We start from the raw sequence: 25,562 nt of genomic DNA on the forward strand, positions 1-25,562 counted from the left end.
CTACCTGATCCTTCTTGTTACCGGTGATGTTGCCAGTGGCCTCCTGAACTTTGCCTTCGATGTTCTTGGCGGTGGCTTTCATGTCTTTTCCCATACCCATGACTGACTCCTTTGTGGATGTTCACATCCATGTGATATGGATGTGTTCTTTAAGTCTGCTCACGAACACGAGCGATGATTCGCCAATGATCTTTCGTCTTCCTTTAGTTCTCCTGCATTATATCTGCAGCATCGCTGACAGTCCTCAGCCATCTTCTGGTCCGGGCGAATTGATGCGCATCATCAGCAGATCTGCTTCATTTCTGTGGATCCATGCAGGGCACTCCCCGAAACCAGCCATTGCGCCTTCGCTCCCCATGAAGGAAGGATTGGGAGCAGCTAGGAGGATGTTGCTCATTGATCGCGCTACGCCTTCTCCACAGACGGCCACGCACCTGCCCAAAAGTTAGGAGTTTGTTGCCCGTAGACCGCGGCCAGCCTCTCCACAGACGCCCCTGTAACCGCCCAGATCTGAGTTGCTGCAATCGATCTGGGCGAGAGAATGGGGTATGCCCAAGACCTTCCGCCCCTGGCAGCCTGGGCAGACCACCCTGCTGCCGCCATCAGCAAGTGACTGGCTCTCAGAAGACCATCAGGTGTGTTTCCTGCTGGATCTGGTGGATGAGCTGGATCTCTCCGCGATCATGATCCCTGCTCATGCCAAGGATCCCCGCGGGGAGAGGGGCTTTGACCCGCGGATGATGACGCTGCTGTTGCTCGATGCGTACTGCGTGGGCATCGTCTCCTCCCGCAGGATCGAGCGAGGCTGCTACGAGGACCTGGCCTTCCGGGTGCTGACGGCCAACCAGCAGCCAGACCACAGCCGCATCAGTGAGTTCCGGCGTCGCAACCTTGACGCGCTCAAGGGTCTGTTCGTTCGGATCCTGCGGCTCTGTCAGAAAGCCGGGATGGTGAGCCTGAGCCATGTGGCGCTGGATGGCACCAAGGTTCAGGCCAATGCCTCGAAACAAAAGGCCATTAGCCATGAGCGGATGCTCAGGGCGGAAAGGGAGCTCCAGCAGGAGATCAACGCCTTGATGCGCAAGGCCGAAATCCTGGATGCCCAGGAGGATCGTCGCTACGGCAAGGGGAATCGTGGCAGTGATCTGCCTGATTAACTTCGGCGGCGCCAGGACCGTCTGGCTCGCATCCGTCAGGCCCGTAAGGAGATGGAGGCAGAAACCGCTGCGGCTACAGCGCGTCAGCGGCAACATGACGCTGAGGAGGCCAGGGGCAACGCAACTGCCGCCCGCGAATCGGATGCACCAGCGGCTAAGCAGGCCGAGCTGAACAAGAAGACTGAGACTGCAGAGGCCAAGGCCAAAGCTGCAAGGGCGAAGGCGATCGAGGCTGCCGAGAGCGCCGGTGTGGAACCACCGGACCTGGAGCCTCTGGCTGTGGAGGCGATGCCCAGGCGTGGCCTGGCCAGGAAGGCCGATGGCACCCCCACCAGGAAGACCCAGCGCAACTTCACCGATCCCGACAGCCATCTGATGCAGTCAGGCGGGTCGCATCTGCAGGGCTACAACTGTCAGGTGGCGGTGGACAGCGACCATCAGGTGATCGTGGCGGTGGGCGTGAGCAACCAGCCGCCGGATGTCGAGCACCTGGAACCCCTGCTGCAGCGCATCGGCGCCAGCGCCGGAGGCGTGCCCACGGTGATGACGATGGATGCGGGCTACTGGAGCGAGGACAACGTCAAGGTCTGCGCCGATCAGGGCATCGACGCCTATATCGCCACCGGCCGACTTCCTCACGGCCAGCCTCCACCGCCGAAACGCGGGCCGCTCCCCAGGGATGCCGATGCCAGAACCCGCATGGTCCGCAAGCTGAGAAGCAAGAAGGGAGCAGCGATCTACGCCCGACGCAAGGCCATCGTGGAGCCGGTGAATGGCTAGATCAAGGAAGGCCGAGGCCAGCGGCGGTTCCTGTTGCGGGGCCTGGAGAAGGTTGACGGTGAATGGCACCTGATCGCCGCTATGCACAACCTGCTCAAGCTGTTCCGGTTCACGCGTTTACAGCAGCAAGAGCTGGTGAAAGCGACGGGCTTAGAGACAGAAGCCCTGGCCAGGGCTGCATCAGCTCCACATCGATGGGGCTCAATGCAGGAAGCCAAAGTCCGTAGCCGCCAGGATCAGCCAGCACGAAATTCGCTGCGATCGCTGGCCTGCTGCTGTATGAGCAACAAACTCCTAGCAGCGGCCCCAACCATCCAATCGAGAGGACTGCGAATAGGGCCGCCAGCGGTCGCGGGTCCAGACGATCCAAGGCAGCGTGGGTTTGGCACGGTCCCCTCAGACTCGCTCCCCCCGAAACCCCTCAGCAAGGAGTCAGGGCACGCAGATTGGAAGCAGTCCAACCGCATCCACAGGCGCCGCTGATGTGTGGCCGCTACTCGCTAACCAGCACGATCGATCAGTTGCTGCCAAGGCTCAAGGGTCCGCTGCCGGAGGGTTTCCTCGAGCAGTACCAGCCCCGGCAGCAGGTGCGGCCTGGCGAACCGCTGCTGATCCAGCGGCAGCAGCAGGGCCGGCTGGAGGTGGGCTACGCGCAGTGGGGCCTCGTGCCGAACTGGCTGAAGGACACCCGCGGCAAGAGTCGGCCAATCAATGCCCGCAGCGAGACGGTGAGCCAGAAGCCATTCTTTCGTGGTCCCTGGCGCCATCACCGCTGCCTGCTGCCGGCCGATGGCTTCTACGAATGGCGGCCGCCGCTGGAAGGGGAAGGCCATGGCCCAAAAGGGAAGAAGCAGCCCTACTGGATCCGCCGCCAGGACGGCGCCCCGTTCTGGTTGGGCGGCCTGTGGGACCACTGGATCGGACCTGATGGCAGCGAACTCCAGACCTGCTGCCTCCTCACCACCACCCCCAACGCCCTGCTGCGTCCGATCCACGACCGCATGCCGGTGGTGATCATTGATGGGTTGGAAGAGGCCTGGTTGCTGCCGGAAGCAGCAGCCGAGCTGCGGACGCTGGAGGGGCTGATGGCCACGTGGGATCCCGCCGGTTGGGAGGCGATTCCAGCCGACAGGTTGTGATCTACAAAATCGATCTGGTCATCGATTGGTGAATAGGAGCCCAACCCTGAGGTGCTCAATCCCCAAGCTTCTTGTCTAGCTGTGATTTCCCACCATGTTGTTCATGCCTCCAACTTGAGCCAGCCGCTGCTGAGGGGTGAGACCACCCAGTGCCTTCTGGCTATTGCAGCTGTTTTGGATCCGCATCACGGCCGACCGAACATTCCGCCATTCAAGCGGCCAGAAAACCGATCACAGGTCACAATTGGAACTGGATTTTTCCTGGCGCGGCATGCTTCATCTCGATCTCCCCACCCGCGACGATCTCGCTGCGCTGGCCAGGCGCCGCAACGATCCCAGCGTGTCGATCGTGCTGCCCACCACACCGATCACCCCGGACACTGACGTCGACCGGCTTGAGTTCCGCGCCCTGGCCCGTGAGGCGATCGTCCAGCTGGAAGCCGCGGGCACCGATCGGGCCGCATTGGAAGCCCTGAGCGAATCCTTCGATGATTTGATCGATGACGACGAGTTCTGGCGCTTCCAGGCCCACGCTCTGGTGGTCTACGCCACGCCGGAGAATCTGATCAGCTACCGCCTACCGACCACCGTCGAACCGCTGGTGGCGGTCTCTGACCGGTTCCACCTCAAACCCCTTCTCCGCGCAACCACCTTCGGCAACACCTGCTACGTGCTGGCGCTGGCGGAAGGCGGGGTCCGGCTGATCGAAGTTTCCGCCGATCTGCCGGCCGCGAACGTGCGGCTGGCAAATCTGCCCATTGATGCAGCCTCGGCGGCAGGTAAGGCCAGCATTAACGACCGTTCCCCCAGCGGCCGGCTCACGGGCTCGGAAGGCAAGAAGGTGCGGCTTCGCCAGTACGCCCGCCTGGTGGATCAGGCGCTCCGGGAGCGTTTGGCCGGCCAGATGATCCCGCTGGTGCTTGCCGCTGTCGACAGCCTCGGGGCGATCTACCGCTCAGTGAACACATATCCCCATCTTGCGCCTGTTGGCATCGAGGGCAGCCCGGAGCGCCTTTCCGATGCGGAGCTCGCCCAGGCCTCCCGCGACGTTCTCGACGAGCTGAACCGCCAGCGGATCGCCGACTGGCGGGATCGGTTCGCTGTGCGCAGCAACGAGGGTCGTGCCAGCAGCGATGTGGCTCAAGTCGCCCGAGCCGCGACGTTCGAAGCGGTCCAGAGCCTGATGGTGGACATGGACCGGGTGATGAACGGGCGGATCGACGAGACCGACGGCCGCATTGACGAGGCGGAGACCGCCGGCGCAGAAAGCTACGGCGTGTACGACGAGATCGCCCGGCGGGTGCTGCTCTCGGGGGGTGAGGTGCTGGCGGTTCGGCAGGAGGATCTGCCCGAAGACGCCAGCGTCGCCGCGATCCTGCGTTACGCCCTCTGAGCCACTGGCCATGCCCTGCCAGGTCGGTGGAATGGCAGCGAGTTCCGATGTCTGACCCAGCGGTTCACCACCACCCTCTCTCCCTCACACCCATTTATCAGCGGGAACAACTTGATGGCACTACATAACTAGGCCCGCTGGGAGAAGTTCAAGGGTGAACCCCAGCAGGTGACAGGCATCTGGGGCCTATATCGCTCGATCGCCGAGATGGAAGGCAGGGGCGACATCCTCGATGAGCAGGCGAGCTGGGCGCTCAAGTTCAGGGAGAAGCCTGCGGGACAGCCGCCGTCGGCGAGGGGCAATCCGGTGGCGCAGCCGTTCTTCGATCAGTCCAACGATGGGCCCGAGGGCTGGCGCCATTGCCAGAGCTCCAGCATCGCCATGAACCTCGCCTTCTTGAAGGTCCCCGTCATCCGTGATGACCTCGACCAATTGCGCATGGTGGAGAAGTACGGCGACACCACCAGCCAGGCGGCACACGGCAAGGCCCAGGCGGAGTTGAAAGCACCGGGGCGGTTCATCATCAACTGCACGGTGGAGCGGATCTGGATGCCATGGTTCTCCCCTACCCTGCCTTGGGCCCTTGCAGCCCTGCTGATTCGAATGCATTGATCTACCGACTGCTGCTGTGGCTGACAACAAGCTGGCTGGCTGGTGGATTGGCGGCCGAACCGCTCAGGGCCCAGGAATCTGAGGACTTCACGCCCACCACCATCATTCATGCCCAGGTGAATGCGGTGATGGGAGCCCTTAACTATGGCGGCAGCGCCGTTGATGGGGATTCCAACAAGGCCGTTGGCTTCCCTCTCCTCAACGCTCTCAGCGTTAACTACGACGCTCGGCTCACGATCGACACGAGTTTCACGGGCCAGGACCTGTTCCGGATCCGCCTGCGCAGTGGCGACTTCGGCCCCTCCGGCTTCTTCTCCAACCCACCCACCCCCCTGACGCGGCTGGATGTCGCCTTCCAGGAACCGGCCTGCAACGCCGGGGAGGAGGGGTGCTCAGGCCGACTGGTGAGCATCAACAGGGCGTACCTGCAACTGCCGCTCAGCCCCGAGATCCGCGTCAGCTTCGGTCCCCGGATCATGCAGCTCGACATGCTCCCCGTCTGGCCGAGCGTCTACACCCCATCCCCCATCCTGGATCTGTTCCAGTACTCCGGATCGCCGGGCACCTACAGCAAACGGCTCGGTGGCGGCTTCGGGGTCTGGTGGCAACCCAGGGGCGGGCTGCAGGGGCTGAGCCTCGGCTACGCCTACGTGGCCGGCCGGGCCGGAGGCTCGGAGCAGGGAGGCGGCCTCTTCTCCGGGTCCTCCTCCCAGACCAGCACCCTCCAGCTGGCCCTGAGCCGTCCCCAGTGGAACATCACCGGGGCCTACAGCTTGAGCGGCCCCCAGGTGAGGCTCAGGGGCACCCCCCTGGCCAGCCAGCTGGCGGCCGGCGCCAGTAACGGCAACCTCGGATCCTGGTCGCTGGCGGGGTACTGGCAGCCCAGCACCTCCGGCTGGCTCCCCTCGATCAGCGCCGGCTGGGGCCAGGACACTTTCCGTTTCGGCACCCCTGCGGTGGCGGGCGTCTCGGGAGTGCGCAGCCGCTCCTGGTACACCGGCCTGGTCTGGAGCGATGTGCTGGGGGTGGGCAACAGCCTGGGGTGGGCCATCGGCTCCCCCGCGCACGTGGTCGCGATCCAGACGCCAAGCCAGGCCGGCCTCGACGACAGGGGGCTGGCCTTCGAGCTCTTCTACCGAATCCAGCTCAGTGATGAGCTCTCAGTGACGCCGGCGATCTTCTGGCTGAGCCGGCCGCGTGGGGCCCTCACTGGAAGCTCGGAAGGGGCCAGTCTGGAGGTGTGGGCCGGACTGATCCGGACGACGCTTCGCTTCTGATCCTTTCGCCCCTGGGGGGCAACCGGATCAACCGAACCAGTTCAGGAAGCGCTGGATTACCACGGCATTGCTGATGTCCACGAAGAAGCCCGACACCAGGGGCACCACGATGAAGGCCCGGTTGGCGGCACCGTACTTCTGGGCCACAGCGGACATGTTAGCCATCGCCGTGGGGGTGGCCCCCAGGGAGATCCCCCCGAAGCCAGCGCAGATCACGGCGGCCTCGTAATCGCGGCCCATCAGCTTGAACACCACGAACAAGGCGAACAGGAAGGACACCACGAACTGGGCGGCGAGGATGGCCAGGATGGGACCCGCGAGCGAAGCGATCGTCCAGAGCTGGAGGCTCATCAGGGACATCGTCAGGAAGATGCCCAGGGCAATGTCGGAAACGATCGCCAGGGATGAGCTGCCGGCGGGCCACTGGAGGCGACCCAGACGCGGAACCGTGTTGGTGAGCAGGATCGCGGCGAACATACAGCAAACAAACAGGGGCAGGTTGCTGCCGGCCGCCTTGAGACCTTCATGCAGCAATTCCCCCAAACCCAGGCTCATGTTCAGCCAGAAAAGGGTTCGCAGCAGGCTGAAATAGGTCACGGCCTCCCGTTCAGCTACCGCTTCGCTGCTCTGCGCTAAACCCGCAGCCTGGGCGGGTTTCAGCTTGTGACGGCGAATGAGGATCCGCGCGATCGGCCCGCCCATCAGGGAGGCCAGCACCAACCCGAAGGTGGCACAGGCAATGCCGATCTCCAATGCATTGCTGATGCCATGGGCTTCAGCGAAGCGAGGAGCCCAGGCGATGGCCGTGCCGTGGCCACCGAGCAAGGAAACCGACCCCCCCAGCAGCCCGATCAGTGGATTCAATCCCAGCACCGTGGCCATGCCTATCCCGGTGAGGTTCTGCAGGATCATGTAGCCCACGGTGGTCGCTACGAGGATGAGTAGGGGCCATCCACCCGAGCGCAAGGTCTTGATGTCGGCGTTGAGGCCGATCGCCGCAAAGAAATAGAGCAGCAAGAAATCGCGGGAGAGCAGATTGAAGCTGATCTCAACGCCCGCTATGGCATGGATTAGGGCCACCAGAATGCAGACCAGCAAGCCACTGGTGACGGGTTCTGGAATATTGAACTCACGTAGAACAGTGATTCTTCTATTCAGCCATCGACCGATCGCCAACACCACGATGGCGATGTTGAAGGTGGCGAAGCTCTCAAAGTGCATGGGAGATCAGGATCAGGGCAAAAGAATGATCAGGCAGGCTGTATACCATCATTCACAGCTCTGGACCGTGATAGGGTAGCTGAAGCCAAGAGCTGCCGGCCTGCTGCCGGAGCCGAATCGCAAGTTCATCAGATTCGTACGTTTACCAAAAACGGCCTGGAAAGACCCAAACTTCCGGCCGACGCCGGGTTCAAAGGTGGGCGTTTCATTGATGACCTGCAGACTGCTTCTATCGGTTCAACGCATGAAGCCAGAGATCGGGTAGGTGGCCATTCGCTCGAAGCCGAAGTGAAGAAGAATTGGTAGCGGCGAAACGGCAGCTCAACAATGAAATCGGTGTTCCAGTTCGTGCTGCCGAGGGCCCGATCCGGCCCGATCCGTTTCGAGACGACGGTATCGCCACTACCACCGAGCGGAATTAGGAAGCAGCAGCCGGCCTGCGCACTGAAGACGCTTGACGCCGCCGTTGCGACGACAGTCAGCAGGATCGGTGTGATTGTACGAATGGCAGCCATGGGCGGAGCAGCAGGGGCCAGGAAGGTGTAGCTCAGGAGCTCCAATGCACCAAGAAAGACGGCTGCAATCGCCTATCCCCTGGGCAGGTACCGGCACAGCGCGGTGACTGGAATGTTGAGCAGCTCGGCCGGAAGGGCAGCGGCCGTGAAAATTGCGATCGTGCCGGAGTAGAAATTGAAGATCACCAGGGTGATCCCGATAGAGGCCACAAGGAGCAAATAATGAACCAGGTTTCTGATGCTGACCATTGGCTGCAGTTCGCCCCGTTCATCATGGTGCAGACGTTTGCGCTTAGGCTTGCTTGGCCCGTTCCCAGGGAAAGTGGGGTAGCCGATAGAGAGCCTCCCTCTGGGCATCGCACCAGGTCTCGATCATCTCCGAAAGTTCTGGTGCGTCGGCGTCCAGCTTCATCTGGTGGGAAATCGCCAAGCTGCCGGCGGGGATCATCACCAGTTCGTACGGTGGACCGACGGTGAGATTGGAGCGCTGGGTGAGCACTTCCGAGACCAGGCAGAGCCGGGCGGCATCATCTAGGGAGAGGTTGGTATTCCCCACATTATCGAGCGGCGGTTTGCCGTATTTGCTCTCACCGATCTGCAGAAATGGCGTTTCGCGTGTCGCCCTAATGGCATTGCCCTGCGAGTAGATGAGATAGAGCCCATGGGGCTCGCTGCCGATCTGTCCACCGAGGATGAAGGAAGCTCCGCCGCTCGCCCCAGCCTCCCGCAGGGCCGCTTCGTTTTCTTTCTGAACGGCCACGCTAACGCGGCCGACATAAGCTGCCGCTTCGAAAAGATAATCGCAGTGGCGCAGATCCTTGCCTGCTCCTTCCTTAAGATCAGCAGGCCGGTCGAGATCGCGGCTGATCCAACTGATCACGGCCTGGGTTGTGGCCAGGCTTCCCGCAGCGAGCAACACGAACAGCCGATCAGGGCTTGGCTGGAAGACATGCATTTTGCTGTAGCTGGAGATGTAGTCCACACCCGCGTTGGTCCGTGAATCGGAGACAAGCACCAGCCCCTGCTCCAGCCAGTAACCGATGCAATAGGTCATCTCGTCTAGTGCTAACAGTTTAGTCAATTTCAATCTATCCCCTGCCTTGACCGCAAATGGTCATCCGGTGTCCGGTGACACATTTACTTGGGCCGAAGGGAACTGTGTAAGATCATGACTTGATCGTGCGGGACAGAGTGTGTTGGGAGCAAGGGGTACGTGGGGAGTTGTCTCGATTTGGCATACTCTGTTTTTCAGGAGTCCCTAGGCAGGGCGCCTGCTTAGCTGCCAGAGCCTCCTCCTGGAGGTGCCTGAGGGGACATTGGGGCGATTTGGAAAAGAGAATTTATCTCATTCGAAATAGCCATTCGTACCCATGTCTAGTGACAGCCGTTTATTGCATGCATGAGGATGTAAGGGCTGCCATCACAGGGCTGAACATCAGATTGTTGGCCGAAATAAGTTCTAGTTAGTTTTATGCAAAAGAATTCTGTAAATTCAGCTATACCAGGCCAATATGCCTACGAGAATGAATCCAGCGAGAGCTACCCTTTGGAAAATTAAATCCATTTTGTCGATCTTGATCACGGCCGAAGCCTTGTCCTCTTCTGCAGCTTCTGAGTAAACATTAGATCCCCATACAAAAAGGATAAAGAGCAGTAGTGAAGTTACATAAGAGCAGGCATATATGGAATCGAGGAATGTGAGATAGCTCAGCGAGGGTATTTCAGACTTGTACGCCTGTTGCAAAAAAATTAAGGTAAGCAAGGCGGTCGAGGGGATTGCTAGACGAACCTCACCAAGCTCCCCATCAAGTGATGGCGCGAGCAGAACAATCAGCATCACAATGATGACTGGCAGAATCCAGATTACAAAGCTCGAAAATGGATCACTTCTCATTGCCACAGCAATTGCCAGACGTGAAAAGCTCAGATTTTCCTGGCCCAAGCCCCAATCCGTTCCGTAGGAGTGATTAAATGATATGAAGCGTACATCTCTGATATCGTACCCATTTATTGATGCGTAGCTTCCAAGTCGGCTATTCGTTGGATTCGGATCTGGCAACAGGATCAGATTGCTGCGCTGGCGTGAGAATGCATCCGGCTTAACCTCAAGAACCACCGGCAACACCAACTCCTCGAATGGTGATCGCCTTAAGTTGACTGTAGGAATGTAGAAATTTGCGGAAAACCGAATCAATTGATTGAAGTGGCCATCAGGTCGTTCGACTGACTCAACCGTATCCGGCTCAATGACCGCTGCTGATGAATTAACCACGTTGACTAATTCCACCATCTCGGCAGGTTTTATCTTATTTGAGTCGAGAAGTTCCTGAACAGGCCTTGGCCAATCCAGCCAGTAATATCCTTCAGCCGAGAAGATCCGCTGTCTCAGGGAAAGACTGTGTAAGTTCTCGATATAAGCGCCGACTGTCACTCCAAGCCCATTTGTGGCAACTAGTTCCTGTTCTGGATTGACTGGCAAGGACCGCTCCTGAACAATCCCACTCTGCCCAGCGCTCCAGAGAGGCAGCGCCGATAGGAGCACGACACCCAGGGAGAACAGCAGGATTCCCAGCCAATGTCCAGCACCTCGATTTCGAATCATCTACAACAGGGTCCAGCGCATCCTCCCATGTTACAATCTGGAAAGAGAGTCTCGTGCAGTATTTCCAGTAAATGCCCTCGGTGTCACCAAAGTGTCTGGCAGCTTGGGGTTAGACTGAGCCGCAGCGTTAAATGAGCAATCCTTCAACGGTAACAGCCAAACCCTTCAACCAAACGAAACGAAGACGGCCGAGAAAGAGGAGACTAGATCTAACATTCTACCAAACAGACTCACGATGAAATCCTGAATACAATGGTGTCCTCAGACCCTATAGCCAGACTTTTTTCATCTTTTGAGCTTCGACACGAAAGCATATGTCTTCGACCTCGTTGGCTGGCAATGAAGAAGTTGCTCCTTCTCTCGCCGTTTCAACTGTCTCCTAGCTCCCTGCGAGCGAGTGCTGTTGGAGGCCGGCCTCAAGACCCAGCTCCACCCCAACGGCACCGCGATTGAGTCTGGTGGAATGGTTGTGATCTGCAAACTCGGTCTAGTCTTCGACTGATGAAGAGAAGCCCATTCCTGAGATACTCAATCCCCAAGCTTCTTGTCTAGCCACTGCGTCAACACATAGACACCGATAAACATCAGCAGATATGCGATCCACATATTCGGGAGGTCCAGCTCTGTGTTGTTGATCAGAACAAGCCCGCCATAACTGATCAGGCCATAGATCAATGCTCTACGCAGTGGTCCAACAAGCTTCTTCAAGTGAAATGCAACAGTGGCTCTTTGACGCTATTTTGAGGAGATATATTGACCCCTGCGCAGTGCGGGACTGGCTTGTGGGCTCACCTTTGCAGGGTTCAGCCTTGCGGATGGCGAAGGGTGCGCCAGCCGCCGCTCTCGGTGCTCACCTCAAAACCAAGGCCAACGTGGGTGGCCGGTTCGCCAGCAGGTTGCTAGCGATCGAGGTCGAGTGGGAACCGGTGTTCCAAGCCATCGAGGCCTGCCATGCTGCCGTGCTCGCCAGACCTGCTCCCGCCTTGGCCTTGAAGGCGTCTCGACCCATTCCTTCCGCCGGTCCCTGGCCCAGTCGGCCATGGGCCGTGGAGTGCCGCTGCACGTGGTCCAAAAGCTGACCGACCACAAGTCGCTGGGCAGCTTTGGCGAATACCTGAGTACCAGTGATGAAGAGGTGCTGGCTGCGATCACCGGTGAACGCACGGCAGAAGAGGTCAAACTCCCGCGATAAGCAATGCATACCCGCATCATCTGGCCATGCCTCCTTGCCGCTCTGTGCTGGGCGTTCGGCACCTCTCTTAGGGCTGTGTATAAAGACAATTGTGGGTGAGTGATTCATTCGCGGTCAGCGGAGCCGATTTATCCGCCTAACGCCAAGATCAGCGGCGCAGAACAGCCAGACTTTCTGGCAAGGCAAGATAGGTGCGCCCGCTGAATCTTGATGTTGTGATGCCCATAGGCGGTCGAGGAGAAATTACTGACATTCAAGAATTATCTGAGACTCGCCTAGTCACCGACATGGCAACAAGCCACAGAGGTTAGTCACACTGACGTGGAGTCAAGTGCCTTGGAAACCGTGTCAAGAAACTTATCTCCCCAAAGACAGCTCATTACCCCTGAAGTGACTACTACGAACCCAGCGAGACTGATCTGAAAGATGCTGAGTTGAGATGCATAACCAGCTGAGAATGGAACAGCGGTAATCAAAGCGCCCATGCCTGCTCCAGCAACAAAACGTAGAGCCAGGCCGGAAGGTGTCTTCTTCACGGGCTTCTCAGTTTGCATCGCTTCCTCTAGTGCTTATATAAGCCCATCGTACATAGGGTCATCCCAACTCTATTTCGACGGTACGCCCATCCTGCCGAGTCATTTGACCCATTCAGCCCATCACTCCTGCTCAAAGTACTCCAATCTCCCAGCTGCCTTCAGCTGCAGGCCTTGGCTTCAAAGGTGTAGCCGAGGATACCTGCATAACACTGCCAGCCTATCCTTCCGATTGCTCACAGAGGAACCGCCTGGCTCTGCACTCCCGCAGGCCCTCGATTGAGGACGTGCGTGTAGATCATGGTCGTCTTGACGTCGCTGTGCTCCAGCAGCTCCTGGATTGTGCGGTTGACATGGCTGCGCTCCAGCAGAAGGGTCTCAAAGTTGTGGCGAATCATGCGGTTTGTGGCACGCGGGTCGGCACTGCCAGGCCACAGGGGGTTTCTGCCACCCCTCTGCCACCCCGACCCGATCCGGCAGAGCCACTGCAGGGCAATGGATCTCAGGCGCTGCCACCCCTGCCACCCCGAAATGGCTCCACGCTTGTCCTCCCTTCGCCCCCTCGTGGCTGGGGGTCCATCCCATCTACTCTTCTTTTACTCTTCTTAAGTAGGGGTGGCAGGGGTGGCAGGGGTGGCAGGAGGGCCAAACCCCCTGCAACGAGAGGGATCTGTCGATGTGTCACAGGGGTGGCAGAGGGGTGGCAGAGGGGTGCCACCGCTATGGCAGCAGGCCCCAGCACCCCTCGCTGCGGATTTACATCTCCTTCGGCCAGTACCCCTCCTTCCTGACTCCCTCCACCTGTCTCCGTTCCTTCACCCAGCCGCACACGGCAGCAGCCTGCATCAAGCGACGGCAGAGAGGATTATTGCGCCGCTCGATGGGTATCTCCAGGTGCTTGAAGAGATCGTTGGCCGTGACCGGTAAGAAGCTTCCCTCCCAGTCGCAGCCAGAGGAGCGACCCGCAAAGAACGTCTCCAGGATCTCAACCCAGGGGTCGTCGGCCCGGTGCTCGTCGTTGCGGGAGGCAATCAACTGGCGCTCTTCTTCATCCACCCGCCTCCACTCGAAGCCATCCAAGTATTGCTGCGCCGCTCTTGCCCAGATGGCGTCCCGATGCTCCTCCACCCATTCAAGGGGCAGCATTGCATCGGGAAGGGAGATGCACACGAACCTGGTGGAGCCTGTGGGGTCCTGTAGTGGTGGAGCATTCGACGTTGCCCAGAACACGAAGCGACGATCGTGGCGCTCATCTTTGGGCTCGTACGGAGCTCGGAACACGTCCGAGCACTCTGAGAGAAAGGCCTTCAGTTTCTCCTGATCTGAGCGTCGGGAGACCCCATCCAGTTCTGCCAGCTCCACGCCCCAAGCTGTGTGTGACTTCATCAGGGCATCACGGTCGAGCTTCCCGATCCCCTCAACAAAGAGGTCCTTGCCGAACAGGATTCGCCCTAGAGCAGTCTTGCCTCTCCATTGCGGGCCAATCAACACGGGTGTCTGCCGTACATCGCAACCAGGCTCGAACACCCGAGCAACGGCGCCAACCAAGTAACGCGGCAGGAACCTCGCAGCGATGGGGTCTTCAATGCCAAGGAGGTGTTGGTCAAGGTGGCTCCACTGCTCACTTGGTAGCGGCTCCACGTCCTTCAGGACCTTGTTCAGGTATTCCTCCACAGGGTCGAATGCGTGCTCGTGTGCCAAGAAGTAGACCGCGTCAGTCGTGCCTTCCTTGGGCCACCGCTCCTCATCGGTCGAGAACTTCAGGTAGAGGTACTTGACTTGGTTGGCAGAAATTAGCCCCGCATCGCTCAGGATCGAACCATCTCGAATATTGAGGCGAACATTCGGGAGGTGCTTGGAAACTGACCTGAGAACCTCGACAGGCGTCAGCTGGTGGCTGATCTTTCCCATCGATGCGGTGAGCTCCTCCTTTTGCCTCTGGGCTTTGTCAATCTGAGCTCGTCGCGCTGTTTCTAATTGGAAGTCGGTCTCGATACTCATAGTTAGAGTGGGTGTGGGTCGTGATTGTTTCTGGAGCTCATCGATCTGTGTGCCAAGGTGCTCTTGGGTCATTCGGATCAGGCTGCCAAGACGAAGACCTCCTTCAGATCTCGACGTTGCGATCTCGTGGAGCTTGGCGGTTAACCCGCCGCCCTCCTCATCCCATTCGCCGCGCCAATCGGCCTCATCAATGATTAGCTCCGCTTCCTCTGGTCCGAACTCGTGGACCAAAGCGCACAGAGCCTTGAACGCCACTTGGTAGGTGTTACACCCGATCTGACGAGTAGGCAGAGACTTTAGGCAAAGTAGGGCCTTCTGTCTGTCATTAGCAGTCCAGGGCCCAGCAGCTGTGAGAACTCGTTGGGTGGTGTTCACTGTTTCCACCATCGGAAACGTGTTCCCTTGGTTAAGATCGAACCAGTGGAATTCACCTTCGCTGTTGCCGTAGATCGGCTGCACGGGATTGTGGCACGCTGGGTCATCCTCAGCAGGCAAGAGAGGCTGAAGCTCCTTCCTCAGCCGCTTGTATTGGTCCAGGTCGCTGATGGCCTCGGGGAACTGTCCGACAATTCGGAACCAATCACCTTTCCACGGCTTTTTATGACTGGGGGTGGTATAGCCGAAGATGGCATGTTCACGAAAGAAGGGGTGCTCCTTTGCCTGGTCCCAGGTTAGGTTGGGTGGGTTGTCGTAGTCCAGGAAGACCAGCTGGCTGCCCCTCCAGTTCTCCGTTTTACGCTTGCCGAGATCCAGGTGGCTTGTGACTACGGCATGGCCGCTCTCGAGGCATCTCAGCAGGTCAGGGAAGCTGGCTCCTTCTGAAGATGGCTGCCAACCTTGAGCCAAGAGGGCGCCGGGGGCTTTCTCCGGCTTGTTCTTTACACTAGGCTGAGAGGAAAATAGAATAGGCACTTGGCTTCGGTCGTGGTTCACCCAGCTACTGAGAGTTGGGCGAATCGAAGGCAGAGGGGTTCGACCCCAGGCATCACGCTGTGCAGCTTCGTATTGATGGTCGTGATGCGTGGCCGCTAGTCCCGATCTCGCGGCTTAGAAGTGGCAGATCAAAGAAAAAGGGGCCGGTGACCAGCCGAACCCCCTTCACCGATTAGGTGAAACCACTGGTAATCAGTGCGATCTTTTTCCGGCGTCCACATTCCGGGGAGAAACTAAGTTGTCGTGTTGATGATTTGGATCGTTGGGCCCCGTATGAGGAGATCCGTGAAACTGGAGATGAACCAGCCTTGCCGATTCGGATCTTGATGCCTCTGACAGAGGTTGGCTAAAGGGTTGGTTCCTTCGGAGTCGGTGGTCGTTGAATTAGGTCCTGTCGATGGGCCTGCAACAGAGGTTTGGAAACCTGACAAGGGCGACTTAGGCCCCTCCTTTGGCCGGCTCGCCTTCCTCTGGGCACTGTTCCCCTTAGGGTGGCAACCTCTCTTGCCTCCCTCTCAAACCCGCTGCGCCCGAGTAGTTCTTGGTTCATCTGGCCCTTGTTTCAACAGGGGTGTCTTGTTCAGAGCTCCCACCCCCACCGCTGACTCAGGAAACGGTCCTCTTCTTCTTGCCTGTCCTTCCTCCATCTACTCGGTTCTCGCCAGTCTCCTGCTTCGATCTGATCCCTAACCCAGAGAACTTTGGATTCCGATGCTGTTAGCAGGGTTGAGTGGGGGTCACTGTATAGCTTCTGGAGCTTGCCTTCTCTCATGCGGGCTTGTGTCTCATGGATGGCAATCCTTATCGCCTCTGCTTCCGAGCAGCCAAACTTGGTCGCCAGTGCTTTGATCATGTTCAGTTCTTGGTTGTGGAGGCCAATCTTCACTTCTTCTGATCGTTTTTTCCCATAGCCTCCTATCCGTTCTTTGTTTCTCCTTCCACGCCTGGCTGGGTGGGTTGTGGTGTCATAGTGGTTTTTCCATCGATTTGAAACTGTCACCTGCTCAAGAGTTCCATCTGGAATCTTCTTAAGAGCGGCTTTTACTCTCGGCAACTCTTTCCTGATGAGGGTGTTGCCCTCCTTGTCTGGCTTGAGATAGTCCGAAAGGTGGCGAACATCAGTGACTTTTTCCAAGGATCGACCTCCGTCTGTGATGAGGAAGTCTTCACAATCACTTTCCTCCATTGGGGATGAGTATGCAACATCTGCCAAAGGCTAGGTGCAGCAGGCCTCCACCTTCTGTGCTTACACCTACTTCGTCTCTTGTCTCTTTGCGTGGCTTGTGAAAGCGTTGCAGACTAGGTAAAGGGGCACTGGCAGAATCCATATCTATTCTTTAGGTGAAGCTCGACTGCTTTGGCTGGTTCAGTCCATGGAACAGCCTCATGCGCATAGGAGATCCAGTTACGTGTATGGCCCATGGCGATGAGAGCGACCTCGGTTGATTCTCAGTAGTTGCGCCCAGTTGAGACGCAATAGGGCGGCTGGTTCACGGTCCCTGAGCCATTGCGGCAGAAACCCATCCCACCACTAGAGGTTGCTCTTATACGAGAACAGCAACTAGGGTCGGAGGGTCTGGGAGGCGCTCCTGAAGGTCGATCGCAACGGCAAAGCCGCCGCCCTCAGTGATGAGCAACTCGACGCCCTGATCAAGGCCGCCCCTTCACCCCGATACGCTGCCCTCTGGTCTATCCAACGCTGGACCGCTGCCCGGATCAGTGAGGCCCTGGCTTTGACCTGGGCGGATCTGAACGGCGTCGTCTGCTTCCGCCGCGCCACCACGAAGACGAAGACCACCAGACAGGTGCCGACTTCCCCCCGGCTAGCCGAGGCACTCGCTGCCTACCGGATCGCCTGGACGGATGAGCACGGTCACCAGCCTGCCCCGAGCGAACGGCTGTTCCCGGCGATGGGCAGCACAACCCAGCCGATGACCCGGCAGGCAGCAGACAAGGCGCTTCGCTCAATTTGCTCAGCACTGGGTCTCCAGGGAGTAAGCACCCACAGCTTCCGCCGTTCGCTGGCGCAGTCGGCGGTGCGTCGGGGCGTTCCTCTTCATGTGGTGCAGAGGGTGACGGGGCACAAGTCCCTTGGCAGCCTGGGCGAGTACCTGGATGCCTCCGAGGCTGAGGTGCTGGAAGCAATCGGTTGACTTGCTGGCAGAGCTTGGGATAACAGCGCACCAAGGATTGGGCAGGGGGCCTTTTGGATACGGACCGTGCGGCCGCAATCGGGTCAAATCTCGACTCATTTCCAAGGCCGCCCACCCCATGGGGGAGATCGAGACGAACGGCAGTAGACGTAGACCATTCGCATTTTTCTGCCAAAATCTCCCGCATCTGTATGTGAGCTCTTCAGGGAAGGCTGGTCTGTTGGAAATGGGTCGCTCGTCATCCATCCCTTGAAACCAGGTGGGCGGCAGTTTCGCCTTGTCCCTCTTTTCGCCAAGCCACTGGAAAGTTCTGAAAACCCTTGGCCTGACTGGCTTGGCGTCGACAAGGCTCTGGGTGGTCGAAAGGAGTAAAGCGACCCTTCTGCCGAGTCGAGTGGTCTCGTGGTGGTAGACCCGTGAGACTCGCTTGGAGGCTGTGCGAGTTTCTGGCACATGCCCCTGCGAGGCCCGGAAAGCCCCCTCTAGGGCTGCTGGTTGCACGCACGCGATGCCCTGGAGGCCCTTCCCTGGCGCTTCTGGGCGGCTCTTGTGAGCTTCCGGTGCTGCTTGGACACATGTCCCTCCCCCCGGCCGGCCGATTTTGCGCCTGCTCTTCCCGCCTTGCCCCGCTCCTCCAGCTGCTCCCGGGTGTCCCCCAGCACCAGCTCGTCCGCGAGCCTGGTGGGATCCCCGCCTCCACGTGGTCGATCATGCGGACGTAGGCCTCCCGGCTGATGCTCTTCGACGCCTCGAACTGGCTCAGGTTGAGTCGATTGGTGAAGTACGCAATCCCCAGGACCAAGTCGTCCACCCGGTTGGTTCGCAGTGCGCCCTGCTAATGCCACGCCACACATACCAGGCTCAGGGGGCTCCAGCAGTTCCTGCAGGTCCTGTGGTGTCCCATCCCGGTGATTTGCGAGCAAAGTCGCTGGATCTTCTCAAGGATTACATCCGCTGTGGCGGTCCAGCTGAACGGGGCCTTGGTCCGTTGTACGCCGCCACGAACTGCTCAATCCTGGTGATCAGTTCTTTGACAGTCGGAAAGCTTCCGTGCCTCCAACTGCGCGTTCTCCGTGCTATTCACGCCGGGAAACGCCTGCAACTGGTGTACGACTGCTGGATCCTGCTGGAACTGCCCGATGGAACCATCCGACGGCAGGTGTATCTGCCCCGGGGTGTGGGGGAGCCGGAGAACTGTTATCAACACAGGTTGGAATTAGCCCGGCCGAAGTGCTTCTTCCGCGCTGCCCTGTGCACCTACGCCGGCATGCTGTCGCGGCTGGTCTGGCAGGTGCTGCCGGATTCGCTTGGTCGGGTTCTCACCGATGTGGACGTTCAGGCCACGGACCTAGGGCTGATCTGTTCCTGGCCGATTTGCTGGCCCTGTGGGAAGGCGGCTGCTTGATCCTGCAGCTGCCCCAGCACCCCTCGCTGCGGAATGACTTCTCCTTCGGCCCGTCCCCGTTCTGCAGACACTAGCGGCTGCACTAGAGTCAGAGGCTATACACTCGATAAAGGCCTGAGGTGGCAATGGTTTTCAGATGTTCTAAATTCGCCTTTCGATCCGAGAACTACCGCTGAAGTCGTACTGCCGGACACGGTACATCAGCTGGTTCGTATAGAACTGCATGCAGAGACCCGGCAAATACCTGGGCAATATCACCCTCTCTGCGTTAATCCTCGATCTCCCGTCAGGCAGATGTGGAAGTGATCCTGTCTCCATGATCACGATCATCGCCTAGGCAATTCACAGCATCCACAAGCATCTCCCAAGGAATGGAGCCATATCCTCCGGTCACTGTGTTTGTCGTGTGACCCAGTAGCCTTCCTATAACAGCTTCATTCATGCCTGCTAGCCTCAGTTTCGAGGCTGCTCGGTGGCGAAGGCCATGCGGGTTGGTGCCTGTGATCTGTTTGCAGGGCTTTGGAAGGTTGTGCCCCCATCGATTACCGTCCTGCAGGTTTGACCAGATTAAACCCGGTTGCCTCCTAAGTGGTTGAAGAACCTCGAAGAGGTCTGGGTGGATCGGGATGTCTCTTGCAGATGCAGATGTCTTGATTGGACGTTTCTCATGGCTTCTGATTCGGATTCGATCATCCATTATGTCACTTGCTCTCAGCCCGCAAACCTCAGCAAGGCGGCAGCCTGTGAAATACAGAATCCAAAAAATGGGGAGGTATTTTGAGGTACTGTTCCAGGCATGTGGATGTGAAACCAGCTCTAGATCATCTATATGCTTTAAGCCTGTCGTCTTTCTTGTCTTTATGCTCTTGGTGAGACCTTTGAAAATGTGCTCATGATTAGGGTCTATTTCTAATAACATTGACCACAAACCAGCTAGATAAGAGAGCGTAACCGAGGTCGTGGAAGGTGCGAGCTTTTCAAGCAAGTGAGTACGGAAGGCCACAGCATGTTCTCTTGTTGCTTCCGTTGGGTAAGCGACTTGTGCGAAATCCAAAAAGCGAAAAAGGGCCTTCTCCCAGCCTTCCTTGGTGCGAGCTGCTGGACTCTTGAAGCGTGTGGCCTGTTCGATCAACTCTCGTGCAGTGAGAAACTTTCGAGGCTCTTCCTGTCCTCTGGCAATGCGTATTGCCCGGTCAGCCTGATCGCGAGTCAAGCCCCCCTCGACTTTAAGTATTTCAATCCCAACCACTAGGTCTTCGACATCTTCTGAAGTTGTGAGCTTAAATGCTTTTGGGATTAGGTCGATCACCTCATCGGTTGAATACTTGACCACTCCTTTCGCTTCCGCGATAGCCCTGTCTGTTCGATCCAAAAAACCCGAAACTCGCGCTTGAGCCTCCCTGAGGGTCTTGCCGCCTGGTTCCTTCCATTGAGTTCGACCTATGTGCTCCTGTAGCGCTTTGGGGACCCCCCTCTGTAGCTGGTAGCCCGCGCGTCCCTGGCGGATGTAGCTGGCATGCTTCCTGAACACCACGTCGAGAACCTCCTTGAGCACCGAGCTTGGGCCACATTTTGGGCTACGTCAAGAGTCGCTAAGTCCAGACCAGCTCAGAAATCTGATGCCGGCGTTGGCCAACAAGACCTACTTCAACTACGGCGGCCAGGGCCCGCTGCCGACGCCCTCGCTCGCGGCGATCACCGCCAGCTGGCAGCGGCTGCAGGAGCTGGGCCCGTTCACGACAGACGTCTGGCCATGGCTGTCAGCGCAACTGAGCAGCCTGCGCGGGGTTCTGGCGGCCGGTTGCGGCGTGCCTCCCGATCGGTTGGCGCTTACCGAGAACGTGACGAGTGGCTGTGTGCTGCCGCTCTGGGGGCTCCCCTTGCAGCACGGCGACGCCATGCTGATCAGTGATTGCGAGCACCCTGGCATCGTGGCGGCCTGCCGCGAGCTGGCGCGCCGCGAGGGCCTCAGCCTCGACACCCTGGCGGTGAAGGAGATCCGCGGCGATTCCGCCGCTGCGGTGGATGACGCTGTGCTGGCGGCCCTCGAAGCCGCACTGACGCCGCGCACCCGCCTGGTGGTGCTCTCCCACCTGCTGTGGAACACCGGTCTGGTGATGCCGATCGCGGCTGTGGCCGCGCGGCTGCGGGAGCATGGGCGCCAGCCATGGTTGCTGGTGGATGCGGCCCAGTCGGTGGGAAGCCTGCCCGTGGCTGAAGCCGCCAGCCAGGCCGACATCTACGCCTTCACCGGCCACAAGTGGTGCTGCGGCCCTGAAGGGCTGGGTGGGGTGGCGCTGTCGGCACGGCTGCTGGTGGACTCGCAGCCCACGTTGGGGGGCTGGCGCAGCCTCGCGAACGAAGCCAACCGGGGCAGCACCTGGCACACAGACAGCCGGCGCTTCGAGGTGGCCACCTCCTGCACGCCGCTGCTGGCCGGGTTGCACACCTCGCTGGCGTTGCTGGAGTCGCTGGGTTCGTGCGAGCAGCGGCTTTCACTGATCCAGGAGCGCAGCAGCCAGCTGTGGCAGGGGCTGCAGGCGATTGATGGGATCACGCCGCTGCTGAGCGCGGCGCCACCCGCTGGCCTTGTGAGTTTCACCGTGGCCGGTCAGAACCCCCAGGCGGTGGTGGAGACTCTGGGGAAGCAGGGACTTTGGCTGCGCAGCCTCGACGACCCGTCCTGTCTGCGTGCCTGCACCCATGTGACTACCAGCGCAGCCGAAGTGGAACGGCTGCTCGACGCCCTGTGTCAGCTGGTGTGAGGCGCCGGCGCCGGCGGTGACCCAGGAGGGTTCCGCCGACGGTGAGCCAGGAGCGTTCAGCCGACCGTGTCGGAGGCCATCAGGTTGCGGTGAACCCAGCCCGCCAGCAGGGCGCCGGCGATCGGTGCCACCCAGAACAGCCACAACTGCGCCATGGCATCGCCGCCGACCCACACCGCCACGGCGGTGCTGCGGGCGGGGTTCACGGAGGTGTTGGTGACAGGGATGCTGATCAGGTGAATGAGGGTGAGGCTGAGGCCGATCGGCACTCCTGCAAAGCCGCCGGGAGCCAGGCGGTCGGTGGCGCCCATGATCACCAGCAGGAACACGAACGTGAGGATCACCTCGATCACCAGCGCGGCCAGGAAGCCGTAGCCGCCAGGAGAGTGGGCTCCCCAGCCGTTGGTGGCCAGCGGATTGCCACCGGTGAGGGCGAAGCCCTCCCTGCCGCTGGCGACGAGCAGGATCACACCGCCAGCGATCACGCCGCCGAGCACCTGGGCGATCACATAGGGCAGCAGCTGGGAGCCGGGAAACTTACCGCCGGCCCACAGCCCGAAGCTCACGGCTGGGTTGATGTGACAGCCGGAGATGTGCCCGAAGGTGTAGACCATGGTCAGCAGGGTCAGACCGAAGGCGAGAGAGACGCCGAGGAAGCCCAGGCCCAGCGGGTTGGCGGCGGGGTTGTCGTAGGGGAACACCGCTGCCAGCACGGCGCTGCCACAGCCTCCGAGCACCAGCCAGAAGGTGCCGATCAGTTCAGCGAAGAACTTCTTCGCCAGTGGAACACTGGAGGCCATGCGGGTCAGGCGGCGGGTATCGGGGTTGATCTTCTCACCGCCTGATGCTTGTTTTCGGCCGTTTGTGTGTTCAGACGCACAGTTTTCAGGGGGGGCAGCCAGCGTGGCTGCCGGCCCCTGGCAAGGTCGCTCGCTCCTCAGGCGGTTCTGAGCTGCAGCGCTTTCTGCGCTTCTTCCCGGTCGTCGAAGTGGATCTTGGTGGTGCCAAGAATCTGATAGTCCTCATGGCCCTTGCCGGCGATCAGCACCAGATCGCCGGGCGCGGCGCTGGCGATGCCGAGGGCGATGGCGGTGGCCCGGTCTCCCTCCACCACCAGGTCGGTGCCGGCGGGAATGCCGGCCACCACGTCGTCGAGGATGCGCTGGGGGTCTTCCGTGCGCGGATTGTCGGAGGTGACCACCACCCGATCCGCCAGCCGGGCGGCGATCGCCGCCATCTGGGGCCGCTTGCCGCGGTCACGGTCACCGCCGCAGCCGAACACGCAGATCAGCCGGCCGGAGCAGAAGGGCCGGCAGGCGGCCAGGGCGTTCTCCAGCCCATCGGGGGTGTGGGCGTAGTCCACCAGCACCGCCGGCAGGTCAGTGCCGGCACCATCAGCCAGCACCACCCGCTCCATGCGACCGGGCACCCCGCGGAAGCTGTCGATCGCCGCCAGCAGCGGGGCCAGCTCCAGCCCCTGCTGCAGCAGGGCGCCCACCGCCTCCAGCAGGTTCATCAGGTTGAAGCGCCCCACCAGCGGCGAGCAGAACGGCCCTGAGCCCAGCGGGCTCACCAGGATGCCGCTGACGCCATCGGCCCCGACCACCAGATCACGCACACCCAGCTCCGCCACGCCCGCCCCCGCCGGCGCTTCGGCCGGTGTCGCCAGGGAGCAGCGCCAGAGTCGCGCGCCGAGGGTGTCCGTCAGGCGCTCCGCCAGCTGCGCGCCCCACGGGTCGTCGATGTTCACCACGGCGCCCCCTGCCAGCCGCTCGGAGGCGAACAGCAGCGCCTTGGCCTCGAAGTAGGCCTGCATCGACGGGTGGTAGTCGAGGTGGTCCTGGGTGAGGTTGGTGAACACGGCACCGGCGAAGCGGCAGCCCGCCACCCGCGCTTGATCAAGGGCATGGGAGCTCACCTCCATCGCCCCGACCCGGGCGCCTGCGGCCACCGCCTCGGCCAGTTGCCGCTGCAGCTCGTCGGCGAAGGCGGTGGTGTGCGAGGCGGTGGCGCTGTGTCCGGGCCAGCGGTTGCTGAGCGTGCCGAACAGGGCGACCGGCTGGCCGCAGGCGGCTGCCAGATGTTCGATCAGATGGGTGGTGGTGGTTTTGCCGTTGGTGCCGGTGACGCCGATCAGGGCCAGCTGCTGGCTGGGTTCCCCCCAGAAGGCCGCGGCCAGCCGTCCGGCGATTTCCGCCAGCGGTCCCTGCACCACCAGCACTGGGTCGGTGGCGGAGGGCGGGCACTGGGCGGCGGCCGCCGTGCCGATCACCGCAGCCACCGCGCCATTGCTCAGCGCCTTGGGCCAGAACACGCCGCCGTCCACCTGACCACCGGGCACCCCCACGAACAGCGTGCCGGCGCCCACATGGCGGGAATCGCAGCTCACGCCGGTGACGGTCTCATCCCCCAGGGTGCGGGGCACCTCCAGACCGCTCTGGTGCAGGAGGGAATGGAGAGGCTGGGTCATGGGGATGGGGGGCAGCCGCTGCCGTGGGATCGGGGTTCGCAGGGTTTTAGGCGGATTCCGGGGCGTCCGATAGCGCTGCCAGACACTTCCTCAGCCAGCGGTCGAGGGCGGCCCCGCTGAGCCGCGGCGATGCCCGCGGCAATTCCTGCAGCTGATCAGCGCGCCGCACAGCCAGCACCGGAATCTCCAGCCCGTAACGGGCCTCGAGCGCGGGGTCGCTCGCCACATCCACCAGCACCAGGTCGGGACGGGGTTCAAGCGCCCGCAGCCGTTGCTCCAGCCCGTCGCAGAGGCAACAGCCGTCGCGCCGGTAGAGCGTCAGAGGGGGCAGGCCGGCCGTGGCGGTCATCAGCAAGGGAGGGTGTGGGGGGAGAGCTTCAATCGGGAACCGGATCGCAGCCGCACGGGGTGAAGGGGTGACAGCGCAGCAGGCGGCGGGCCGTGAGCCAACCACCCCGCCAGGGGCCATGGCGTTGGATGGCCTCCAGGCCATAGGCGCTGCAGCTGGGGATGAAGCGGCAGCGGGGCCCCAGCAGGGGAGACAGCCACTGCCGGTAGGCCTGGATCAGGCCCATAAGCACCCTCGCGACCAGGGCGGAGAGGGCGTTGGCCCCGAAAGATAGAGTGATGGGATGGCGTTCCACTGCCGGGAGCTGCCGAGGGAAACCTCCAGCATGCTCCCAGGTCAACGGCGGCGCCGGTCCATCCCTTTGAACAGCTTTCCCCGATGTCCCGATACCGCGGCCCTCGCCTGAGGATCACGCGGCGCTTGGGAGACCTCCCCGGTCTCACCCGTAAGTCCGCCAAGCGGGCTTATCCCCCCGGTCAGCACGGCCAAGCCCGTCGCAAGCGCTCCGAATACGCCATCCGCCTGGAAGAGAAGCAGAAGCTTCGCTTCAACTACGGCATCTCCGAGCGCCAGCTCGTGCGCTACGTGAAGAAAGCGCGCGCCCAGGAAGGTTCCACCGGAACCAACCTGCTCAAACTGCTCGAGAACCGTCTCGACAACGTCTGCTTCCGTCTCGGCTTCGGCCCCACCGTGCCCGGCGCCCGCCAGCTGGTGAACCACGGCCACATCACCGTGAATGGCCGCGTCGTTGACATCCCCAGCTATCAGTGCCGAGCCGGTGATGTGATCATCGTGCGTCAGCGCAAGGCCAGCAAGCAGCTGGCTGAAGGCAACCTGGAGTTCCCAGGCCTCTCCAACATCCCCCCCAACCTCGAGCTCGACAAATCCAAGCTCTCGGCCAAGGTCAACGGCCGCATTGAGCGTGAATGGGTGGCGCTGGAGATCAACGAACTGCTGGTGGTGGAGTACTACTCCCGCAAGGTGTGATCCTCGGGATCCTCCCCATCCAGCTTTGGTTCACCACACCCCGCCCTCGGCGGGGTTTTTTCATGGTCGAGCTCTGGC

At 60.6% G+C, this 25,562-nt stretch carries 24 protein-coding genes; 11 read left to right on the forward strand and 13 right to left on the reverse strand.

Features of this window, described 5'->3' with window-relative positions; translation table 11 throughout:
- The first annotated feature begins 548 nt into the window (after window positions 1–548).
- The 6 genes from KQ303_RS03695 (at window position 549) to KQ303_RS03720 (ending at window position 6,358) form a co-directional block, all read left to right on the forward strand.
- On the forward strand, window positions 549–1,157 hold the full coding sequence (locus KQ303_RS03695; protein ID WP_259729204.1) for a transposase: 609 nt from the start codon (window positions 549–551) through the stop codon (window positions 1,155–1,157).
- Window positions 1,158–1,406: 249 nt separating this feature from the next.
- Entirely contained in the window at window positions 1,407–1,937 is a 531-nt protein-coding gene (locus tag KQ303_RS03700) for a transposase (RefSeq protein ID WP_259729205.1), read from the forward strand.
- 482 nt (window positions 1,938–2,419) lie between these two features.
- Entirely contained in the window at window positions 2,420–3,076 is a 657-nt protein-coding gene (locus KQ303_RS03705; protein ID WP_259729206.1) for an SOS response-associated peptidase, read from the forward strand.
- Window positions 3,077–3,347: 271 nt separating this feature from the next.
- Entirely contained in the window at window positions 3,348–4,469 is a 1,122-nt protein-coding gene (locus KQ303_RS03710) for a hypothetical protein (protein ID WP_259729207.1), read from the forward strand.
- Between the two features lie 168 nt (window positions 4,470–4,637).
- The gene (locus tag KQ303_RS03715; protein WP_259729208.1) at window positions 4,638–5,081 is read left to right on the forward strand and encodes a hypothetical protein; all 444 of its coding nucleotides are present in this window, start codon (window positions 4,638–4,640) and stop codon (window positions 5,079–5,081) included.
- Complete coding sequence (locus KQ303_RS03720) at window positions 5,045–6,358, forward strand: carbohydrate porin (protein ID WP_259729209.1); 1,314 nt, start codon at window positions 5,045–5,047, stop codon at window positions 6,356–6,358. The genes KQ303_RS03715 and KQ303_RS03720 overlap by 37 nt, the downstream gene beginning before the upstream one ends.
- Window positions 6,359–6,385: 27 nt before the next feature.
- Here KQ303_RS03720 and gltS read toward each other — a convergent pair whose 3' ends face one another.
- The 5 genes from gltS to KQ303_RS03745 all read right to left on the reverse strand — a co-directional run bounded on the left by gltS (window position 6,386) and on the right by KQ303_RS03745 (window position 11,404).
- Entirely contained in the window at window positions 6,386–7,579 is a 1,194-nt protein-coding gene (gene gltS, locus KQ303_RS03725; protein ID WP_259729210.1) for a sodium/glutamate symporter, read from the reverse strand.
- Window positions 7,580–7,707: 128 nt separating this feature from the next.
- Window positions 7,708–8,094, reverse strand: coding sequence for a hypothetical protein (locus tag KQ303_RS03730; protein ID WP_259729211.1), 387 nt, complete (start codon window positions 8,092–8,094; stop codon window positions 7,708–7,710).
- Window positions 8,095–8,386: 292 nt separating this feature from the next.
- Window positions 8,387–9,148 carry a 20S proteasome subunit A/B gene (locus tag KQ303_RS03735; RefSeq protein ID WP_259729212.1) on the reverse strand — a complete coding sequence of 254 codons (762 nt, stop codon included), beginning with the start codon at window positions 9,146–9,148 and terminating at the stop codon, window positions 8,387–8,389.
- A 438-nt stretch (window positions 9,149–9,586) separates the two neighbouring features.
- Window positions 9,587–10,696, reverse strand: a complete 1,110-nt coding sequence (locus KQ303_RS03740; RefSeq protein ID WP_259729213.1) for a hypothetical protein — start codon at window positions 10,694–10,696, stop codon at window positions 9,587–9,589.
- A 528-nt stretch (window positions 10,697–11,224) separates the two neighbouring features.
- Window positions 11,225–11,404: a hypothetical protein gene (locus KQ303_RS03745; RefSeq protein ID WP_259729214.1), complete on the reverse strand. Its 180-nt coding sequence runs from the start codon at window positions 11,402–11,404 to the stop codon at window positions 11,225–11,227.
- Between the two features lie 208 nt (window positions 11,405–11,612).
- Between KQ303_RS03745 and KQ303_RS03750 the strand changes: the two genes are divergently transcribed.
- Entirely contained in the window at window positions 11,613–11,888 is a 276-nt protein-coding gene (locus tag KQ303_RS03750) for a tyrosine-type recombinase/integrase (protein WP_259729215.1), read from the forward strand.
- Between the two features lie 769 nt (window positions 11,889–12,657).
- Here KQ303_RS03750 and KQ303_RS14720 read toward each other — a convergent pair.
- The 3 genes from KQ303_RS14720 to KQ303_RS03765 all read right to left on the reverse strand — a co-directional run bounded on the left by KQ303_RS14720 (window position 12,658) and on the right by KQ303_RS03765 (window position 16,490).
- Complete coding sequence (locus KQ303_RS14720) at window positions 12,658–12,954, reverse strand: tyrosine-type recombinase/integrase (protein ID WP_399232855.1); 297 nt, start codon at window positions 12,952–12,954, stop codon at window positions 12,658–12,660.
- A gap of 223 nt (window positions 12,955–13,177) precedes the next feature.
- The gene (locus KQ303_RS03760; RefSeq protein ID WP_259729216.1) at window positions 13,178–15,355 is read right to left on the reverse strand and encodes a virulence-associated E family protein; all 2,178 of its coding nucleotides are present in this window, start codon (window positions 15,353–15,355) and stop codon (window positions 13,178–13,180) included.
- 580 nt (window positions 15,356–15,935) lie between these two features.
- On the reverse strand, window positions 15,936–16,490 hold the full coding sequence (locus KQ303_RS03765; protein WP_259729217.1) for a hypothetical protein: 555 nt from the start codon (window positions 16,488–16,490) through the stop codon (window positions 15,936–15,938).
- Window positions 16,491–16,944: 454 nt separating this feature from the next.
- On the opposite strand from KQ303_RS03765, the gene KQ303_RS03770 reads away from it, so the two are divergent.
- Together KQ303_RS03770 and KQ303_RS03775 are read left to right on the forward strand one after the other, a co-directional pair.
- Window positions 16,945–17,508 (forward strand): site-specific integrase, encoded by a 564-nt coding sequence (locus tag KQ303_RS03770; protein ID WP_259729275.1) that lies wholly within the window; start codon window positions 16,945–16,947, stop codon window positions 17,506–17,508.
- A gap of 895 nt (window positions 17,509–18,403) precedes the next feature.
- Window positions 18,404–18,913 (forward strand): hypothetical protein, encoded by a 510-nt coding sequence (locus KQ303_RS03775; protein WP_259729218.1) that lies wholly within the window; start codon window positions 18,404–18,406, stop codon window positions 18,911–18,913.
- A 286-nt stretch (window positions 18,914–19,199) separates the two neighbouring features.
- Here KQ303_RS03775 and KQ303_RS03780 read toward each other — a convergent pair whose 3' ends face one another.
- Window positions 19,200–20,468, reverse strand: coding sequence for a site-specific integrase (locus KQ303_RS03780; protein ID WP_259729219.1), 1,269 nt, complete (start codon window positions 20,466–20,468; stop codon window positions 19,200–19,202).
- A gap of 64 nt (window positions 20,469–20,532) precedes the next feature.
- On the opposite strand from KQ303_RS03780, the gene KQ303_RS03785 reads away from it, so the two are divergent.
- Window positions 20,533–21,678, forward strand: coding sequence for an aminotransferase class V-fold PLP-dependent enzyme (locus KQ303_RS03785; RefSeq protein ID WP_259729220.1), 1,146 nt, complete (start codon window positions 20,533–20,535; stop codon window positions 21,676–21,678).
- Window positions 21,679–21,734: 56 nt separating this feature from the next.
- Here KQ303_RS03785 and aqpZ read toward each other — a convergent pair whose 3' ends face one another.
- The 4 genes from aqpZ to yidD form a co-directional block, all read right to left on the reverse strand.
- Complete coding sequence (aqpZ, locus tag KQ303_RS03790; RefSeq protein WP_259729221.1) at window positions 21,735–22,478, reverse strand: aquaporin Z; 744 nt, start codon at window positions 22,476–22,478, stop codon at window positions 21,735–21,737.
- A gap of 137 nt (window positions 22,479–22,615) precedes the next feature.
- A complete protein-coding gene (locus KQ303_RS03795) occupies window positions 22,616–24,148 on the reverse strand; it encodes a UDP-N-acetylmuramoyl-L-alanyl-D-glutamate--2,6-diaminopimelate ligase (RefSeq protein WP_259729222.1) in 1,533 nt (510 codons plus the stop codon).
- Between the two features lie 46 nt (window positions 24,149–24,194).
- On the reverse strand, window positions 24,195–24,497 hold the full coding sequence (locus KQ303_RS03800) for a glutaredoxin family protein (protein WP_094510459.1): 303 nt from the start codon (window positions 24,495–24,497) through the stop codon (window positions 24,195–24,197).
- Window positions 24,498–24,525: 28 nt separating this feature from the next.
- Entirely contained in the window at window positions 24,526–24,792 is a 267-nt protein-coding gene (gene yidD / locus KQ303_RS03805) for a membrane protein insertion efficiency factor YidD (protein WP_259729223.1), read from the reverse strand.
- 83 nt (window positions 24,793–24,875) lie between these two features.
- Between yidD and rpsD the strand changes: the two genes are divergently transcribed.
- Window positions 24,876–25,484, forward strand: a complete 609-nt coding sequence (rpsD, locus tag KQ303_RS03810) for a 30S ribosomal protein S4 (protein ID WP_255140596.1) — start codon at window positions 24,876–24,878, stop codon at window positions 25,482–25,484.
- Window positions 25,485–25,562: the final 78 nt, after the last annotated feature.

This window comes from Synechococcus sp. CS-1333, assembly GCF_025128015.1.
Taxonomy (GTDB): Bacteria; Cyanobacteriota; Cyanobacteriia; order PCC-6307; family Cyanobiaceae; genus MW101C3.